At 71.0% G+C, this 16,829-nt stretch carries 13 protein-coding genes and 1 tRNA gene; 3 read left to right on the forward strand and 11 right to left on the reverse strand.

The genetic code is table 11. From position 1 onward, the window contains the following. Window positions 1-44: 44 nt before the first annotated feature. From nusG to HW566_RS04945, 3 genes are all read right to left on the reverse strand, one after another. Window positions 45-1,106, reverse strand: coding sequence for a transcription termination/antitermination protein NusG (nusG, locus tag HW566_RS04935; RefSeq protein ID WP_178010918.1), 1,062 nt, complete (start codon window positions 1,104-1,106; stop codon window positions 45-47). Window positions 1,107-1,180: 74 nt separating this feature from the next. After that, on the reverse strand, window positions 1,181-1,438 hold the full coding sequence (gene secE / locus HW566_RS04940) for a preprotein translocase subunit SecE (protein WP_178010920.1): 258 nt from the start codon (window positions 1,436-1,438) through the stop codon (window positions 1,181-1,183). Between the two features lie 44 nt (window positions 1,439-1,482). After that, a tRNA-Trp gene (locus HW566_RS04945) sits at window positions 1,483-1,555 on the reverse strand. 304 nt (window positions 1,556-1,859) lie between these two features. Between HW566_RS04945 and HW566_RS04950 the strand changes: the two genes are divergently transcribed. Next, window positions 1,860-3,245, forward strand: coding sequence for an HNH endonuclease signature motif containing protein (locus HW566_RS04950; protein WP_256728872.1), 1,386 nt, complete (start codon window positions 1,860-1,862; stop codon window positions 3,243-3,245). Between the two features lie 112 nt (window positions 3,246-3,357). On the opposite strand, the gene HW566_RS04955 is transcribed toward HW566_RS04950, so the two are convergent. The 6 genes from HW566_RS04955 to gabT are packed head-to-tail and all read right to left on the reverse strand — an operon-like array spanning window position 3,358 to window position 11,399. Continuing rightward, window positions 3,358-4,725, reverse strand: coding sequence for an NAD-dependent succinate-semialdehyde dehydrogenase (locus HW566_RS04955; protein WP_178010922.1), 1,368 nt, complete (start codon window positions 4,723-4,725; stop codon window positions 3,358-3,360). A 19-nt stretch (window positions 4,726-4,744) separates the two neighbouring features. Further along, window positions 4,745-6,211: an NAD-dependent succinate-semialdehyde dehydrogenase gene (locus HW566_RS04960; RefSeq protein WP_178010924.1), complete on the reverse strand. Its 1,467-nt coding sequence runs from the start codon at window positions 6,209-6,211 to the stop codon at window positions 4,745-4,747. After that, a complete protein-coding gene (locus tag HW566_RS04965) occupies window positions 6,208-7,767 on the reverse strand; it encodes an APC family permease (RefSeq protein ID WP_178010925.1) in 1,560 nt (519 codons plus the stop codon). The genes HW566_RS04960 and HW566_RS04965 overlap by 4 nt, the downstream gene beginning before the upstream one ends. Next, window positions 7,764-8,666, reverse strand: a complete 903-nt coding sequence (locus tag HW566_RS04970) for a universal stress protein (RefSeq protein WP_178010927.1) — start codon at window positions 8,664-8,666, stop codon at window positions 7,764-7,766. Before HW566_RS04970 ends, HW566_RS04965 begins: the two co-directional genes overlap by 4 nt. Beyond that, entirely contained in the window at window positions 8,663-10,021 is a 1,359-nt protein-coding gene (locus tag HW566_RS04975) for a flavin monoamine oxidase family protein (protein ID WP_178010929.1), read from the reverse strand. The genes HW566_RS04970 and HW566_RS04975 overlap by 4 nt, the downstream gene beginning before the upstream one ends. Beyond that, window positions 10,014-11,399, reverse strand: a complete 1,386-nt coding sequence (gene gabT, locus HW566_RS04980) for a 4-aminobutyrate--2-oxoglutarate transaminase (protein ID WP_178010931.1) — start codon at window positions 11,397-11,399, stop codon at window positions 10,014-10,016. Before gabT ends, HW566_RS04975 begins: the two co-directional genes overlap by 8 nt. Before the next feature lie 84 nt (window positions 11,400-11,483). Here gabT and HW566_RS04985 point away from each other — a divergent pair, with 84 nt between their 5' ends. After that, on the forward strand, window positions 11,484-13,037 hold the full coding sequence (locus tag HW566_RS04985; RefSeq protein ID WP_178010933.1) for a PucR family transcriptional regulator: 1,554 nt from the start codon (window positions 11,484-11,486) through the stop codon (window positions 13,035-13,037). A 27-nt stretch (window positions 13,038-13,064) separates the two neighbouring features. On the opposite strand, the gene HW566_RS04990 is transcribed toward HW566_RS04985, so the two are convergent. Continuing rightward, window positions 13,065-14,351: a histidine phosphatase family protein gene (locus tag HW566_RS04990; protein ID WP_178010935.1), complete on the reverse strand. Its 1,287-nt coding sequence runs from the start codon at window positions 14,349-14,351 to the stop codon at window positions 13,065-13,067. Window positions 14,352-14,478: 127 nt separating this feature from the next. Here HW566_RS04990 and HW566_RS04995 point away from each other — a divergent pair, with 127 nt between their 5' ends. Beyond that, window positions 14,479-15,678 carry a pyridoxal phosphate-dependent aminotransferase gene (locus HW566_RS04995; protein ID WP_178010936.1) on the forward strand — a complete coding sequence of 400 codons (1,200 nt, stop codon included), beginning with the start codon at window positions 14,479-14,481 and terminating at the stop codon, window positions 15,676-15,678. A 12-nt stretch (window positions 15,679-15,690) separates the two neighbouring features. Here HW566_RS04995 and HW566_RS05000 read toward each other — a convergent pair whose 3' ends face one another. Further along, a complete protein-coding gene (locus HW566_RS05000; RefSeq protein WP_178014690.1) occupies window positions 15,691-16,827 on the reverse strand; it encodes a UDP-N-acetylmuramate dehydrogenase in 1,137 nt (378 codons plus the stop codon). Window positions 16,828-16,829 lie beyond the last annotated feature (2 nt).

Raw genomic sequence — 16,829 nt, forward strand, 5'->3', positions numbered from 1 at the left:
CCCGACCGGCGGACCGGCGGAGCGCTTCGAACGACGCGGACGCGTTACTGCTTGGTGACCTGATCGAACGAGAGCTCGACCGGGGTCTCGCGCTCGAAGAGCGACACGAGCACCGTGAGCTTGCCGCTCTCGGGCTTGATCTCGCTGATCGACCCCGGAAGCCCCGCGAACGAGCCCTCCTTGATCGTGATGGTCTCGCCGACCTCGAAGTCGACCTCGGTGACGAGGCTGCGGGTCGGAGCGGCGACACCCTTGGCGGCGCCCGCCTTGGCCGGCGCGGCCTCCTTGACCTCGACGAGCGACTTCAGCATGTTGAACGCCTCGTCGAAGCGCAGCGGAGTCGGGTTGTGGGCGTTGCCGACGAAGCCGGTGACGCCGGGCGTGTGACGCACGACCGACCAGGTGTCTTCGGTCAGCTCCATGCGAACGAGCACGTAGCCGGGGATCCGGACGCGCGTGACCATCTTGCGCTGACCGTTCTTGATCTCGACGACGTCCTCCATGGGGACCTCGACCTGATAGATGTCTTCCTCGACCTCGAGCGTCGACTTGCGCTGCTCGATGTTGGCCTTCACCTTGCGCTCGAAACCAGCGTAGGAGTGGATGACGTACCACTTGCCCGGGAGCATGCGCAGCTCGGTGCGGAACGCGTCGTACGGGTCCTCGTCGTCGCCCACCGAGATCTCGATACCGGCGGCGGCCTCGAACTCGGAGAGGTAGTCGACCGTCTCGTCGGAGGCCTCGAGCTCGGGCTCCGGTCCGTCGTAGGGCTCGACCTCGTCCGCGGCCTCGGCGGCCTGCTCGGCAAGCTCCTCCTCGAGCGAGTCGGTGAGCACCTCGGCGGCGGCCTCGGCCTCGGCGGTCTCGTCGATCTCGAGAGCGTCGTTGACGACGGCGTCTGCGTCGGGGTCGTCGATCTCGACGCCGTCGAGGTCGGTGCCGTCCTCGACAGCGTCGTCTTCCACCACGTGGACGGCGACGTGCTCGGCGGCGTCGGAGGCCTGCTCCTGCCCGGCGAGAACGTTGCCCTCCTGGGCTTCGTCGTCCTCGCTGGACTGCTCGGCGGCCGTGGCCCAGTCGACGTCGTCGGGGATGCGTTCTGACACTGCGTTCTCTTCCATCGATTGTCGGGATGCCTGCTCAGCAGGCATTCGCGGGTCGTGCGGGCTGGGCCCGTCGATCAGCCCGGGACGCCGAACACGACGGTCGTGATCCAGACGAACAGGACGTCCAGGCCGTACACGAGCGCCATCATCACGACGACGAAGCCGAGGACCACTGCCGTGAACTTCACGAGCTCCTGGCGAGTCGGGGTGACGACCTTGCGGAGTTCGGCGAACACCTGGCGGATGAAGATGATGATCCGCGCGAAGACGTTGGGCTTCTTCTCGCGGGGCGCGCCACCTGCGGCGACGACTTCGCCACCCTCTTGGACCATCGAACCCACCTGATACCTTCCGTGTGCCGGCTGACGCCGACGCGCAGGGCGGACAGGAATCGAACCTGCAACCTGCGGTTTTGGAGACCGCTGCTCTGCCAATTGAGCTACCGCCCTAGAGATCCTGCGGACCTCGGGGTCTACACCCGCATCCCATCACCATTCGTCACGTCGTCGACGCTTGGGCATGGCGAAAGAATGCAGATTTCGACTGCACCTCCCAGTGTACGTCATGCGCGCGATGGTCGCGAACGAGCATGCGGGGACGAGACGACGGCCGGTGGGGCATTCGCAGGTGCACGACGGCTAGCGTTCGCGAGCGTTCAGCGTGGCTTCCTCCACAGAGAGGGCGATTGTGGAGGCATTCCCGGGCGTACGTATGTTCTCACAGCGTGTCGGTGGGGGCTGCAAAGATGGGAACATGCAAGCGAACGGCGGCAGAGGCGACGAGGTGGCAGGCGGGGCGCCGCACGCGGCGGCGTTCGTGGAGTTCGCCCACGCGTTGACACTCGCGCACGCCGGTGAGATCGCGTCCGTGCGAGCCTTGGCGAAGCTGGGACGGTCGGCGTTGCACGAGGCACGCCGCGATGGCGTGCGGGGTATGGCCTCTGACATGGAGCTGCGGTCGGTCGCCGCGGAGGCGGCGGGGATGGCGCGGCGGGGTGACCGGCGGGTGCAGTGGGAGATCGACCACGCGATGACGGTGGTGGATGAGTACCCGGCGATGTTCGCGGCGTGGGAGCAGCGCCTCGTCACCCGCGAGCACGTCGATGTGGTGGTGAAGGTCGGGCGGGTGGTGCCGGAGGAGGTACGACCGGAGTTCGACGCCGCCGCAGTGGCCGTGTGCCAGCGGGATATCGCGACGCGTGTGGCCGGGGCGTTGCAGAACCTGGCGGAGCGGATGCACCCGCGATCGTTCTCGGAGCGTCACCGGGAGGCCGCCGCCGGGCGGTGCGTGCGGTTATCGCCGGGGCAGGACGGGATGGCCGACCTCTCCGCGACGGTGCCGATGGTGATCGCCGCGGGGATCTACGACCGGTTGACGCAGATGGCGCAAACCGTGAAGGACGCCCGGGCGGATGCCGTGGCGGTGGATGCCGCGGGCGCGGTGGGTGGCGCGGGCGGTGCCGCTGCGCCCGATGCTCGGACGATGGATCAGCTCCGTGCCGACGTGCTGTCCGACCTCGTCCTCGGCGGCGCACCCGTCATCGACCCCACCACCGGCACCGACGGGCGCGGGACGCTCGGTGCGATCCGGGCGAAAGTGCAGGTCGTGATCACCTCAGACACCCTCACAGGGAAGGACGAACACCCCGCCGAAGCGAACGGCACCGGACTCATCGACGCCGACACCGTCCGGGAACTCGCCTCACAGACGGGGACGTGGGACCGGATGTTCATCGACCCGATCACCCGCACCCCGGTCGAGACCGACGCCTACCGGCCATTGCCCGCGATGCGGCGACTGCTGCAGACCCGCGACCAGCACTGCCGGTTCCCCGGCTGCCGCAGAGCCGCGATCCGATGCGAGATCGACCACACCATCGACCACGCCACAGGCGGCCACACCCACATCTACAACCTCGCCCACCTCTGCCAACGACACCACTCCATGAAGCAATTCACGAAATGGCAGGTCCGGCAGGCCGGCGGCGGAGTGCTCGTGTGGACCTCACCCCTCGGGCGGGTCTACCGCGAAGACGTCCCCATCCCCACCGTCTGCTTCACACCAGAACTCGCCACACCACCACCCGCACCGCCCGGCCGAGGCGCCGGTGCGCCACCCGGCGCGCCACCACCCTTCTGACGCTTCCGACGTTCAGGTCCGAGCAACACGGCCTCGGTTCGAGCGCGCGCTGTTGGCCCGCTGCCGACGACGTCGGACAGCGACGTCGGACAGCGAGCCGAGCACCGACCGGTCACGCGCCCGTGCGGATGAGCTTCTTGTTGACGAACTCGTCTGCGGCGAGCAGCCCCAGTTCACGCGAAGTGCCGCTGCGCTTGACCCCGCCGAACGGCAGGCCCGCCTCGTCGGCGAGGACCACGTTGACGTAGACCATCCCCGCGTCGATGGCGTCCGCCACGCGCGCGGCCTGGTCCGGGTCGGTGGTGAACACGTACGAGCCCAGTCCGAACGGCGTGTCGTTCGCGACCTCGACGGCCTCTGCCTCGTCCGCGACGCGATAGACGACGCCGACGGGCCCGAAGAACTCCTCGCGGTAGGCGTCCATCTCGGGGGTGACCCCGGTCAGCACGGTCCCGGGGTAGAAGGCGCCGTCGCGCTCTCCGCCGGTCACGAGGGTCGCACCCTGGGCGACCGCGCGATCGACCTGCTCCGCCAGACGCTCGGCGGCCGTCAGCGACGAGAGCGGCCCCAGCACGGTGTCCTCCTCGAACGGATCGCCCACCTTCGCGTCTCGAAGCGCGGCGGCGAACTTCTCCACGAAGGCGTCGTACAGCCCGTCGACGATGATGAAGCGCTTGGCGCCGTTGCAGGATTGCCCCACGTTGTCGAGCCGTGCCTCGGCGGCCGCGGCGACGGCGGCATCCAGGTCGTCGGTCGACAGCAGGATGAACGGGTCGGACCCGCCGAGCTCCAGCGCCACCTTCTTCAGGTGTCGACCTGCGACCTCCGCCACCGCCGACCCCGCACGCTCGGAGCCCGTCACCGACACTCCCTGCACCCGCCGATCGGCGATGATCGTGGCCGCCTGCTCGTTGCTGGCGTAGAGGTTGGTGTACACGCCCTCCGGGAAGCCGGCATCCCGATAGATCGCCTCGATGGCCGCCGCCGACTCCGGGCACTGCGGTGCGTGCTTCAGCACGATCGTGTTGCCCACCGCGATGTTCGGAGCGGCGAAGCGCGCCACCTGGTAGTAGGGGAAGTTCCACGGCATGATCCCCAGCAGCACCCCGAGCGGGCTCCGCCGGATCACGGCGGCGCCCTCGCCCTCGATGGGGATCGGCGAATCGCCGGTGATCTCATCGATGTGGTCGGCGTAGTAGGCGGTGATATCGGCCGCGAAGTCGACCTCGCCCTCGGCCGCGGCCAGCGGCTTGCCCATCTCGCGCACGATGATCGCGGCCAGTTCGGCACGGCGCTCACGGTGCAGCTCGGCGACGCGGCGAAGCAGGTCGGCTCGCTCCGCGGGCGCGGCCGGGCGCGCCCACGACCGGTAGGCGGCGTCCGCGGTGGCGAGCGCATCCTCGACGTCGGCGTCGGTGGCGGGCTCATACGTCGCCAGGGTCTCGCCCGTCGCGGGATTGGTCACGGCATACGTGCTCATCGGTTCTCCTCCGTCGGCCTCAGTCGGCCGGGATCAGGGTGTACTTGGTCGACAGGTACTCATGGATGCCCTCGAGGCCGCCCTCGCGGCCCACACCGGACTGCTTGACACCGCCGAACGGCGCGGCGGCGTTCGAGACGACGCCGACGTTGAGGCCCATCATGCCCGTCTCGAGCCGGTCGATCATCCGGTGGCCGCGCGCGAGGTCCTGCGTGAACACGTACGAGACCAGCCCGTACTCCGTGTCGTTGGCGAGCCGGATCGCCTCATCCTCGTCGGCGAACGTCGCGATCGCGAGCACCGGGCCGAAGATCTCTTCGCGCAGGATGTCGCTGCCGGCGACGACCTCGGTGACGACCGTGGGCTCGAAGAAGCTCCCCTCCCCCGCGATGGCAGACCCGCCGGTGCGCACCGTGGCTCCCCGGGCGACGGCATCCTCGACGAGCGCGCCCGTCTTGGCGACTGCCCTGTCGTCGATGAGAGGTCCGATCTGCACGTTCTCCTCGGTGCCGCGGCCGATCTTCATCGCCGCGACACGCTCGGTCAGCCGGTCGGCGAAGGCGTCGACGACCGATTCGTGCACGATGAAGCGATTGGCCGCCGTGCACGCCTGCCCGATGTTGCGGAACTTCGCGAGCATCGCGCCCTCCACCGCCTTGTCGAGATCGGCGTCCTCGAACACGATGAACGGCGCATTGCCGCCGAGCTCCATCGACACCCGCAGGACGCCCTCGGACGCCTGCGCGATGAGCTTCTTGCCCACCGGCGTGGAACCGGTGAACGACAGTTTGCGCAGCCGGGGATCGGCGATGATCGGCGCCGCGACCTCGCTCGAGCGCGTCGCGTTGACCACGTTCACCACCCCCGCCGGCAGGCCGGCCTCTTCGAGGATCTGCACGAACAGGGTCGTGGTCAGCGGGGTGAGCGCCGCCGGCTTGACGACGACGGTGCACCCGGCGGCGAGCGCGGGCGCGATCTTGCGCGTGGCCATCGCCAGCGGGAAGTTCCACGGCGTGATGAAGAACGAGGGGCCCACGGGCCGTTGCGAGACGACCATCCGTCCGGTGCCCTCGGGGTTCAGACCGTACCGGCCCGTGATGCGCACGGCCTCCTCGCTGAACCACCGCAGGAACTCGCCGCCGTACCCGACCTCGCCTCGAGCCTCGGCAAGGGGCTTGCCCATCTCGAGCGTCATCAGCAGCGCGAGGTCCTCCTTGCGCTGCTGGACGAGATCGAAGGCGCGGCGGAGGATGTCGCTGCGCACCCGCGGCGCCGTGCCGGCCCACCCCTCCTGGGCGGCCACGGCCGCGTCGAGGGCGCGGATGCCGTCCGCCGGCGACGCGTCGGCGATCTCGATCAGCGTGCGGCCGGTCGCGGGATCGGCGACGGCGAAGGTCGCGCCGCCCTCGGCGTCCACCCACTCCCCGCCGATGAACAGTCCGCGCTGCAGCCCGGCCAGCAGTCGTGTCTCGCTCTCGTGCGTCATCGCGCAGCTCCTCTCGCGCGCCGGCTCGCCGGCGCATCCTTGGTCAAGGTCTCGCCCCGGAAGAACGCGGGGCGCTTCACGGCCTGCCACACCATCACGACGACGCCGACGAGGATGACTCCCACGCCGAGGATGAAGACCAGGCCCACGCCGCCGATCTGCGACCCGCTGCCGTACGCCGGATCCATGGTGTCGATGAGGGTCGTCACGAACAGCACCGCGAGGATCAGGCCGCCCACGAGAGGGAAGAGCAGGGTGAAGAACACGTTCCGCACCGAGTCGAACCACTGCTTCCGGAAATACCACACGCACGCGAACGCGGTCAGGCCGTAGTAGAAGCAGATCATCATGCCGAGCGCGAGGATCGTGTCCCACAGGACGTTCTCGCTGACGATGCGCATCACGACGTAGAAGCCGGAGGCGACGATGGCCGAGACGACCGTGGCGTAGCCGGGCGTGAAGAAGCGCGGGCTGACCTTCGCGAAGCTCTCCGGCAGGGCGCCGTAGTGCCCCATCGCGAGCAGCGTCCGCGCCGGGCCGACGAAGGTCGACTGCAGCGACGAGGCCGAGCTGGTGAGGACGGCGAGTGAGACGAGGAACGCCAGCGGACCGAGGATGGGTCCCGACAGGTGGAAGAAGACGTTCTCCTGGATGTCGGCGTTGCCGAGCCCGAGATCGCCCGAGCCGACGCCGGCGAACATGATCATCGCGACGGCGAGCAACAGGTAGAGGGCCACGATCATCACGACCGTGATCGTCGCGGCGCGGCCGGGCGTGCGTTCGGGGTCCTTGGTCTCCTCGTTCATCGTGAGGGTGACGTCCCACCCCCAGAAGATGAAGATCGACAGCGACAGGCCCGCGGCGAACGCGCTGAACGAGGGCACGGCGAACGGGTTGAACCATGACCAGTCGAAGGGCGTCGCGTCGAAGGCGTTGCCCGACGACGCCTCGACGATGGCGGCGCCTGCGAACAGCACGAGCACGACCACCTGGAACGCGACGAGGCCGTACTGCAGCTTCTGCGTGGTCTGCATGTCGCGATACGACACGAAGGTCGCAGCCGCCACGAAGACGACGCACACGAGCACGTTGATCCAGGTGATGCCGGCCAGATCCGCGACCGATTCCTGACCGGTCAGCTGCGCGATCAGCAGGAAGAGGAAGTCGACGGCGACCCCCGCGAGATTCGAGAGCACGAGGATCGTCGCGGCGACGAGTCCCCACCCCGCCATCCAGCCCACCCAGGGGCCGAAGGCGCGAGCGGCCCAGGTGAAGCTCGTGCCGGAGTCGGGCATCCGGCTGTTGAGCTCGCGGTAGCCGAAGGCGACGAGCAGCATCGGGATGAAACCGACCAGCACGATCGCCGGCACCTGTGTGCCGACCTCGGATGCCGTCGGACCCACCGCCGCCGTGAACGTGTAGGCCGGCGCGATGCACGAGATGCCGATGACGACGGCCCCGAGGAGCCCGACGGTGCCCGCGCTCAGCCCCTTGCGGGAGATCCCCCCGGTGACGGGGTCGGCCGCCGGCGACCCGGCCTGCTCTGCTCTGGTCATGCGCTCGCTCCTTCTCGCTCGCTGCGGGTGCGGGGCACCACGATCATCGGGACGGTCACCACGCGCAGCATCCTCGCCGCGGTCGAGCCGAGGAACAGGCGCCGCGGCTGCGCCAGCCGGCTCGACCCGACGAGCACGATCTCTCCGGCCTCCCACTCGAGGTGGGAGGCGGCGTCCTCGATGCCGTCACCGGTGGCGACGACCGCGGCGACGTCGGCGTCGGCGGGAAGCGCCGCCCGCACCTCGGCCAGCACGTCCTGCGCATGGGTGTCGCCCACCGTGCGGATGGCGCCCGTGTCGAGCCCGGCGGGCAGATCGAGCGCCACCAGCGAGAGCAGGCGTACCGGCACGCCCGTCGCGGCCGCCAGTCGGATGGTCTGGTCGACCAGCAACTCGGTGCCTTCGCGTTCACCCACTGCTGCGGTGAGGCGGGTGACGCCGGTCTCGGCCGGAACCCGCCGCGCACCCCGGGGCACGAGTGCCACCGGGACATCCGACGAATGCACGAGCTCGGTCGTCGTCGTCCCCAGCCGGTGCCGACCGCGGTTGCCGCCATCGGCCGCTCCGACGACGATCAGGGACGCACCCAGCTCATCGGCCGCATCGACCAGCCCCGCGGCGACCGACTCGCCGTACCGGACGTGGGCCCGATGGGCGATGCCGTCCGGCACCTCGGCGGCACCATCGCGCAGCCAGCCGGCCGCCTGCTCGCGCACCAGACGCTCGTAGCCGGCGTCGGGCGGGACGATGCCCGGCTTCTGCGCCGGGAGCACGAGCACCAGATGCAGCCCGGCACCCGATGCGGCGGCGAGGCGGCTCGCGAAAGCGACGGCATCCCGTCCCGCCTTCGTCGCGGTGTAGCCGACGACGATGCGGTCGGTCGGGGTCGGCGTGCTCACGACCGGTCCGCTTCGAGGATCTCCTCGGCGACGCGGTGTCCCATCCGGATCGCGCCGTCGACGTGCTGGTACCCGAGCCCGGCCAGATCGCTGCAGGCGACGTGGAGCGGGCTGACGAGCTCGAGCTGCTCGGCGCCGTAGCGCGTCAGGCCGCCGAGGTCGAAACTGGCGGCGTACGCGCCCCGGGTCCACTCCTCGCTGCCCCAGTCGCTCTCGTAGTACACGACGGGGTCCTTCGCCTCGGGCCCGTAATAGTGCGACAGCGACTCCAGAATCCGCTCGCGGCGTTCGTCGGCGCCGAGTCGGAAGAGATCGTCGGCGGTGCGGTCCGAGACGAAGCCGACGAGGGTGCCGCGCTGATCGGCGTGGTTGGTGTTGTCATAGGCCTCGTGCACCAGCTGGTACGGGCTGAAGGCCGTGCCCGACAGACCCTGCTCGCGCCAGAATGGCCGGTCGTAGACCGCGTGCACCTTGATGACGAACCCCATCGAGAAATGCTGGTGCATCTGGTGCTTCAGACGCGGCAGCGGCGGGACGAACGAGATCCGGTTGTAGAGCACGGGGGCCAGGGCGAGCACGACGCGACGGGCACGAACGGTGACCGCGTCGGTGCGCACCACTGCGCCACCGTCGGTGTACTCGACGGTGCGCACCGGCTGGTCGAGCACGACGTCGTCCCCCAAGCGCTCCGCCAGCCGGAGCGGAACCTGCTGCAGGCCGCCCACGACGCGTTTGTCGAGGATGAAGTCGGCATCGACGAGGTGCGAGTACGACCCTGCCGAGGCGGCCATCTGCAGCGACTGGAGCAGCGAGAAGGTGTGGGTCGGCTTGGTCAGCATCGCCGAGCCGGTCGCGAAGGCGAGGTTGCGCACCGCCTCGTCGTCGTCGGTCTGCTGGCGCAGCCACGCATCCCACGAGATGCGGTCCCACTCGGCGGCCTTCTCATGGGCCCAGGGGCGGTCGGGGTCGATCTCGGCGACCATCGCGTCGAGGCGTGCGGTGATCTCGTCGATCACGCGCTCGGTCTCGGGTGCCACCGGGAACATCTCCCCCGTGAAGCGGCGAGCCTCGCCGTCGGCTCCGACATACACGCTCTCGCCCTCGCGGTAGCGGGCATAGGTCTCGAGCCCCAGGTCGGCCAGCGTCTCGATGAGCGCGTGCTGGTCGGGCGAGACCCACTGCCCGCCGAGCTCGAGCATGGCCCCGTCGATCTCATCGGTCCACAGGCGCCCTCCCACGCGACTGCGCGCCTCGAGCACGACGACCGACAGCCCCGCCTTCTTCAGGTCGTTGGCCGCGGTCAGGCCGGCCGCTCCGGCGCCGATGATCGCGACGTCTCGGGTGATCTCAGTCATGTGCGACTCCTTCGTTCTGGGGCTGGGCGGCGAGCGCCGCTGCGATGACGTCGAGGCCCTCGTCGAGCAGGTCGTCGCCGATCGACAGCGGGGGCAGGAAACGGATGACGTTGCCGTAGGTACCGCACGTGAGCACGATGACACCCTCGGCGATGCACGCCTTCGCGACGGCGGAGGTGAGCGCGGCATCCGGATCGCCGGTCTCCGGATCGACGAACTCCGCGGCGACCATGGCTCCGAGACCGCGGACGTCGCCGACGCGCGGGTCGGTTCCGCGCAGCCGGTTCAGGCGTGCCGTGAGCCGGGCGCCGATCTGCTGGGCGCGCTCGATGAGCCCGTCGTTCTCGAAGGCGTCGATCGACGCGAGCGCAGCGGCGCAGGCGATCGGGTTGCCGCCGTACGTGCCGCCCAGCCCGCCCGGGTGCGAGGCGTCCATCAGGTCGGCGCGTCCCGTGACCGCCGCCAGCGGCAGGCCTGCGGCGATGCCCTTGGCGGTCGTGATCAGATCGGGCACGATCCCGAAGTGCTCGCTGGCGAACATCGCGCCGGTCCGCGCGAAGCCGGTCTGCACCTCGTCCGCGATGAACACGACGCCGTTCTCGCGGCACCAGTCGGCGATCGCCGGCAGGAAACCGGCGGCGGGGACGATGAAGCCGCCCTCGCCCTGGATGGGCTCGATGATGACGGCGGCGAGGTTGTCGGCGCCGACCTGCTTCTCGATCTGCGAGATGGCTCGGGCCGCGGCGTCCGGGCCCGACAGACCGTCGCGGAACGGGTACGACAGCGGCGCGCGGTAGACCTCGGGGGCGAACGGACCGAACCCGCTCTTGTAGGGCATCGACTTCGCCGTCAGCGCCATCGTCAGGTTGGTGCGGCCGTGGTAGCCGTGATCGAAGGCGACGACGGCCTGGCGACCGGTCGCCTTGCGTGCGATCTTGACGGCGTTCTCGACCGCCTCGGCGCCGGAGTTGAACAGCGCCGTCTTCTTCTCGTGATCGCCCGGCGTCAGCCGGTTCAGCGCCTCGGCCACCGCGACGTACGACTCGTAGGGAGAGATCATGAAGCAGGTGTGGGTGAACTGCGCCACCTGGGCCTGCACTGCGGCGACGACCGCCGGGTGCGCGTTGCCGACCGAGGTGACGGCGATGCCCGAGCCCAGGTCGATGAGCGAGTTGCCGTCCGCGTCGACGACGACCCCGCCGCCGGCGGCTACGGCGTGGATCGGCGCGGTGTGTCCGACTCCGGCCGGCACCGCCGCGGCCTTGCGCGCCAGCAGCTCGGCCGAGCGCGGTCCGGGGATGGCGGTGACGACGCGGCGCTCCTGCGGGAGGGTCGGGCCGCCGAGGGGGATGGTCGGCGTCGGGGTCGAGGTGCTCATCCCGCGACACTAGGACTCGGGCCGGCACACCCGCACTCGCCGCCGTGTACAGTGAGCGCACGTCTTATCGCCGAGGTGTACAGGATGCCGTCGACTGCCGCCACGCCCCCCGCGCCCACCGTGCGGGCGCTGCTGTCCCGTCGTGAGCTGCGGCTGCGGCTGGCGACGCCGTCGGGCGACGCCGCCCTCGATGCCCCTGTGCGCTGGGTCCACAGCTCGGATCTGACCGACCCGACCCCTTTCCTCACCGAGGACGTCGTGCTGCTGACCACGGGAACCCAGCTCACCGTCGGCGACACCCGGGAGGCCGAGGCCTACGTGGGCCGGCTGCGGGCGCGCGGCGTGCGCGGCCTCGGCTTCGGCACGGAGGTCGTGCGCGACGGCATCCCCGACCCGCTGCGAGCCGCGTGCGAGCGAGACGGGATGCCGCTGTTCGAGGTGCCCTACCGCACCCCCTTCATCGCCGTGGCCCGCGCCGCAGCCGAAGCGATCGCCGCCCGGGCGTACGCGCGACGCAGCTGGGCTCTGGACGCGCAGCGCGCTCTGGCACTGGCCGCCTTGAGACCCGACGGTTTCGACGCCACGATCGCCGAACTCGCTCGACAGCTCGGCGGGTGGGTCGGCCTCTACGACGCCTCGGGCGCCCTGACTTACGCGCACGCGGCGCCGGGCGCCGGTGCCGGTGCCGGGACGCCCGATTCGACCGAGGGCGACGACGGGGAGCTGCGGCGTGCCGTCGACGCCGAGGTCGTCGCGCTGCTGCGGCGCGGCGGCGGCACGGGGGCGGCGATGCCGCTCCTCGGACGCCCGGTCACCCTGCAGACGCTGGGGGCGGGCGGTCAGCGCGGGGTCCTGGCCACCGCGGGCATCGAGCTCGACACCGATGCGCGCGCCGTCGTGACCGCGGTCGTCGCGACCACCGGTCTCGCGCTCGAGCAGCGCCGGATGACGGCGGGGGCATGGAGCCGGCTGCGCGCGGCGCTCGTCGACCTCCTCGTCGACGGTCGGCTCGATCTCGCCCGGGCGGTCGCCACCGATGCGTGGGGCGCCTTCCCCGCCGCGCCGTTCGTGGTCGCCATGGCCGATCCCGCCGCCCCGACGGGCGCCCGCGAGCTGCTGGACCATCACGCCGCGACGGGCCGCCTGTTCTACGGACGTGACCGAGATGGCGTTCTGCTCATCGCCGCGGCGTCCGATCGGCACCTCCTCGACGAGATCGCCGAGCACCTGACCTGGCGCCTCGGCGTCGCGCCGGCCCCGACCGACGCCGAGGTGCCGGCGGCACGCGAGCGCGCCCGCCTCGCGCGCGACCGAGGACGTGCCGGCACCGCGACGGATGTCGCCGATGCCCCGGGGGACCTCCTGGACGACCTGGCCACCGTCGCCGCCCGCGCCCGCGCGGGGGCCGAGCTGGCCGCTCTGCGCAGCCACGACGCGCGCCACGGCACCACCCTCGAATCCACCCTGACGGCGTGGCTCGAGCACGACGGCGCGCACGAGGGCACCGCTCGCGCCCTCGGCGTGCACCGCCACACCATTCGCGCCCGCATCGCTCTCGCGCAGCGCCTGCTGGGCCGGGATCTGGCCTCCTTCGCCGACCGCGCAGCCGTGTGGACCGCCCTCCGCCTCTCGTCCTGACCCGGGGTCGCCGCGGCGCCGGGAGCGTCAGGCCGTGATGTTGAAGCGCACGAGGCGGGCCCGCTCCGCGGCGGGAGGCGCGTCGAGGACGGTCAGGCTCGGAGCGGCGACGGGTTCGATCCGGTCCGCCGTCAACCCGACGAAGTGCGCGAGCGCCGCCCGGATCACCCCGCCGTGCGTGACGACGAGGACGGGGCCGGGATGGGCGGCCGCCACGTGCGCGGCCGCCGCGACCCGCTCCTGCACCGATGCGAGGCGCTCACCACCCGGGGGCACGATGGCCCCCGCCCGCCACCGGGCGTAGTCGGCGCCGAGCACCTCGGGCACCGCCCCCTCCCAGGAGCCGAGTCCCGCCTCGGCCCACCGTTCGTCGACGATGGGGGTGAGCCCGCTCAGCAGCGACACCGTCGACCGGGCGCGCGACAGCGGCGACACGACGGCGGTCTGCGGCATCCACTCGTCGATCAGGACGCGCAGCCGCAGCGCCGCGCTCCGACCGGTCTCGGAGAGGTCGATGTCGGTGCGCCCCTGCAGGCGACGCTCGGCCGTCCAGGGCGTCGGACCGTGCCGGACCAGCAGCAGCGCCGTCATCGGGCCACGACCGTCAGCCGCGCCCCCGAGGCGTGGAACAGCTCGCAACTCGGCGGGGGTGCCGTCGGCGACGATCCGGCCGCGATCGATGATGCAGACCCGATCGGCCTCCTCCGTCTCCTCCAGATAGTGGGTCGTGAGGAAGACGGTGAGCCCGTCGCGCTCGCGCAGTTCGTGGATGGTCGCCCACACCATCTGCCGGCTCGCCGGGTCGAGTCCGGTCGTCGGCTCGTCGAGGAAGACGATCTCGGGGTCGTGCAGCAGCGCACGGGCGATGTCGGCGCGACGCCGCTGCCCACCCGAGAGGCGGCTGTATCGCCGGTCGATGAACTCGCCGAGGTCGATGATGCGCTCGAGCCGGTTGATCCGCTCCCGGATCGCCGCCGCGGTGCCGAGGTAGGGCCGCGCCCGCACCGTGAGGTTCTCGCGTACCGTGAGCGCTCCGTCCAAGAGGGAGTCCTGGAAGACGACGCCGATCGCACGGCGCACCGCGTCGCCGTCTGTGCGGATGTCGTGGCCGGCCACCTGGAGCGACCCGGCATCGGGCTGGATCACCGTCGTCAGCGCGCCGATCGTCGTCGACTTCCCCGCCCCGTTGGTGCCGAGGAACGCGAACACCCCGCCCGCCGGCACCTCGAAGCTCACGTCGTCGACGGCCGTGACATCGCCGTATCTCTTCGTCAGGCCGCGCACGAGCGTCGGTGCGGTGGGTCGGGTCGTCATGTACCCACCGTGCCCGGCGCCGCCCCGGCGCGACAGCCCCTATTCGGTCGAACCGGGTCCACCGTTCGGTGGAGGCGCGCTCGCGTGCGGCATCCCATTCGCGCGGCCGCGCCGCTACGCTCGGAGGGTGACCGAACGCGCCCCGCTGTCCCGCAAGCTCTCCGCCATCGCCGAGTCGGCGACCCTCAAGGTCGACGCGAAGGCGAAGGCTCTGCAGGCCGCCGGGCGCCCCGTCATCTCGTACGCGGCGGGCGAGCCCGACTTCTCGACGCCGGCGTTCATCGTCGAGGCCGCGCAGCACGCCCTCGCCGACCCGTCGAACTACCGCTACACGCCCGCCGCCGGTCTCCCGGTGCTGCGCGAGGCGATCGCCGCGAAGACCTTCCGCGACTCGGGCCTCGAGGTGCAGCCTTCGCAGGTCATCGTGACCAACGGCGGCAAGCAGTCGGTGTACCAGGCCTTCCAGACCGTGGTGAACCCCGGTGACGAGGTGCTGCTGCCGGCTCCGTACTGGACGACCTACCCCGAGGCGATCGCCCTCGCCGACGGCATCCCGGTCGAGGTCTTCGCCGGCGCCGACCAGGAGTACAAGGTGACCGTCGAGCAGCTCGAGGCCGCCCGCACCGAGCGCACCACGGTGCTCGTCTTCGTGTCGCCCTCGAACCCGACCGGTGCCGTCTACACCCCCGAGGAGACCGCCGCGATCGGCGCGTGGGCCCTCGAGCACGGCATCTGGGTCATCAGCGACGAGATCTACCAGAACCTCGTCTACGACGGTGCGCGCGCGGTCTCGATCGTCGAGGCGGTTCCCGACCTCGCCGGGCAGACCATCCTCGTCAACGGCGTGGCGAAGACGTATGCGATGACCGGCTGGCGCGTGGGCTGGATGGTGGGCCCCTCCGACGCCATGAAGCTGGCCGGCAACCTCCAGTCCCACCTGAGCTCGAACGTCAACAACGTCGCGCAGCGCGCCGCCCTGGCGGCGCTGACGGGGCCGCAGGACGAGGCCGAGCAGATGCGCCTGGCCTTCGACCGTCGGCGCCGCCTGATCGTGGCGGAGCTGGCGAAGATCCCCGGCGTCGAGGTACCGAACCCGCTCGGCGCGTTCTACGTCTACCCCGACGTCACCGGGCTGCTGGGCCGCACGTGGGCCGGCGTCGAGGTCACGACCTCGCTCGAGCTCGCGGACCTGATCCTCGAGCAGGCGGAGGTCGCCGTCGTTCCCGGCGAGGCCTTCGGTCCCTCGGGATACCTGCGGCTTTCGTACGCCCTCGGCGACGACCAGCTGCTCGAAGGCATCCAGCGCCTGCAGCGCCTGTTCGCCTGACCCGGGCCGGGGTCAGAGCTCGACGCCGACGAGGACCGGTTCGGGCTGCAGGATGAGCCCGAACTCCGCCTGCACGCGCTGCTGCACGAAGCGCGCCAACGCGGCGAGCTGGTCGGCGGTGGCGCCGCCGCGGTTGGTCAGCGCCAGAGCATGCTTGGTCGACAGCCCGGCACGCGATCCGGGAAGCGCGAACCCCTTGCCGATGCCGGCGTGCTCGATGAGCCAGGCGGCGCTGACCTTGACGTCGGGCTCCGCGCTGCTCGCGGTCGGCGAGACGCCGTAGTACTCGTTCAGCGGGATGACCCGGTCGGCCACGGGGTCCGGGGCGACCGGCCAACGCGGGCAGGCGTCCGGCAACGTGCGGGCGAACGCGGCGCTGACGATCGCGTTCTGGAAGAAGGACCCGGCGCTCCAGGTGTCGGGATCGGCGTCGTCGAGCACCATGCCCTTGCTCGCCCGGACCGCCAGGACGGTGTCGCGGACCCAGCGCAGCGAGACCGCCGCCTCGGGATCGAGCCCGAGCGCACCGCGGAGCTGGGGGCCGCGGATCACGAACTCCCCGTGTCCGACCTCGGCGAGCTCGAGAGTGATGGAGAGGATGACCGCGGACCGCTCGGGCACCGACCCGTGATGCTGCTTGAGCACCGAGGTGCGGAAGCCGAGACCGAGATCGGATGCCGGGACCACGGAGACATCGCCCGTGGACTCGTCGATCAGCTCGACCTCGACGAGGGTCTGGACGACTTCCTGACCGTAGGCGCCGATGTTCTGCACCGGTGCGGCGCCGGCGGTGCCCGGGATGCCCGACATCGCCGCGATCCCGCTCAGCCCCGCCGACACGGCGTGTTCGACCAGGGCATCCCATGAGTGTCCGGCCTGCACCTTGAGGCGTACATGACCGGGAAGCGGCGAAGGAAGCTGCTCGATGCCGTCCGTCCGCACGACCACCACCGTCCCGTCGAAGGGCTCGTCACCGACGAGCAGGTTCGAGCCGCCGCCCACGACGAGCCAGGGTTCGCGATCGGCCCAGAGGTCACGCAGCGTCGCGACGAGTTCATCGGTCGTGCGCGCCTCGATCATCCGCGCCGGCACGGCGCCCGCCCGCAGCGTCGTCAGCTCGGCGAGGGGGCGGGGGGTGATCTCGACCACGA

This window comes from Microbacterium oleivorans (assembly GCF_013389665.1).
Taxonomy (GTDB): domain Bacteria; phylum Actinomycetota; class Actinomycetes; order Actinomycetales; family Microbacteriaceae; genus Microbacterium; species Microbacterium oleivorans_C.

What these genes read in the sequence shown, in the direction of transcription:
- secE (WP_178010920.1), bottom strand. Translation starts at nt 1,438, where the DNA reads ATGGTCCAAGAGGGTGGCGAAGTCGTCGCCGCAGGTGGCGCGCCCCGC.
- HW566_RS04950 (WP_256728872.1), top strand. Translation starts at nt 1,860, where the DNA reads ATGCAAGCGAACGGCGGCAGAGGCGACGAGGTGGCAGGCGGGGCGCCG.
- HW566_RS04955 (WP_178010922.1), bottom strand. Translation starts at nt 4,725, where the DNA reads ATGAGCACGTATGCCGTGACCAATCCCGCGACGGGCGAGACCCTGGCG.
- HW566_RS04960 (WP_178010924.1), bottom strand. Translation starts at nt 6,211, where the DNA reads ATGACGCACGAGAGCGAGACACGACTGCTGGCCGGGCTGCAGCGCGGA.
- HW566_RS04965 (WP_178010925.1), bottom strand. Translation starts at nt 7,767, where the DNA reads ATGACCAGAGCAGAGCAGGCCGGGTCGCCGGCGGCCGACCCCGTCACC.
- HW566_RS04975 (WP_178010929.1), bottom strand. Translation starts at nt 10,021, where the DNA reads ATGACTGAGATCACCCGAGACGTCGCGATCATCGGCGCCGGAGCGGCC.
- gabT (WP_178010931.1), bottom strand. Translation starts at nt 11,399, where the DNA reads ATGAGCACCTCGACCCCGACGCCGACCATCCCCCTCGGCGGCCCGACC.
- HW566_RS04985 (WP_178010933.1), top strand. Translation starts at nt 11,484, where the DNA reads ATGCCGTCGACTGCCGCCACGCCCCCCGCGCCCACCGTGCGGGCGCTG.
- HW566_RS04990 (WP_178010935.1), bottom strand. Translation starts at nt 14,351, where the DNA reads ATGACGACCCGACCCACCGCACCGACGCTCGTGCGCGGCCTGACGAAG.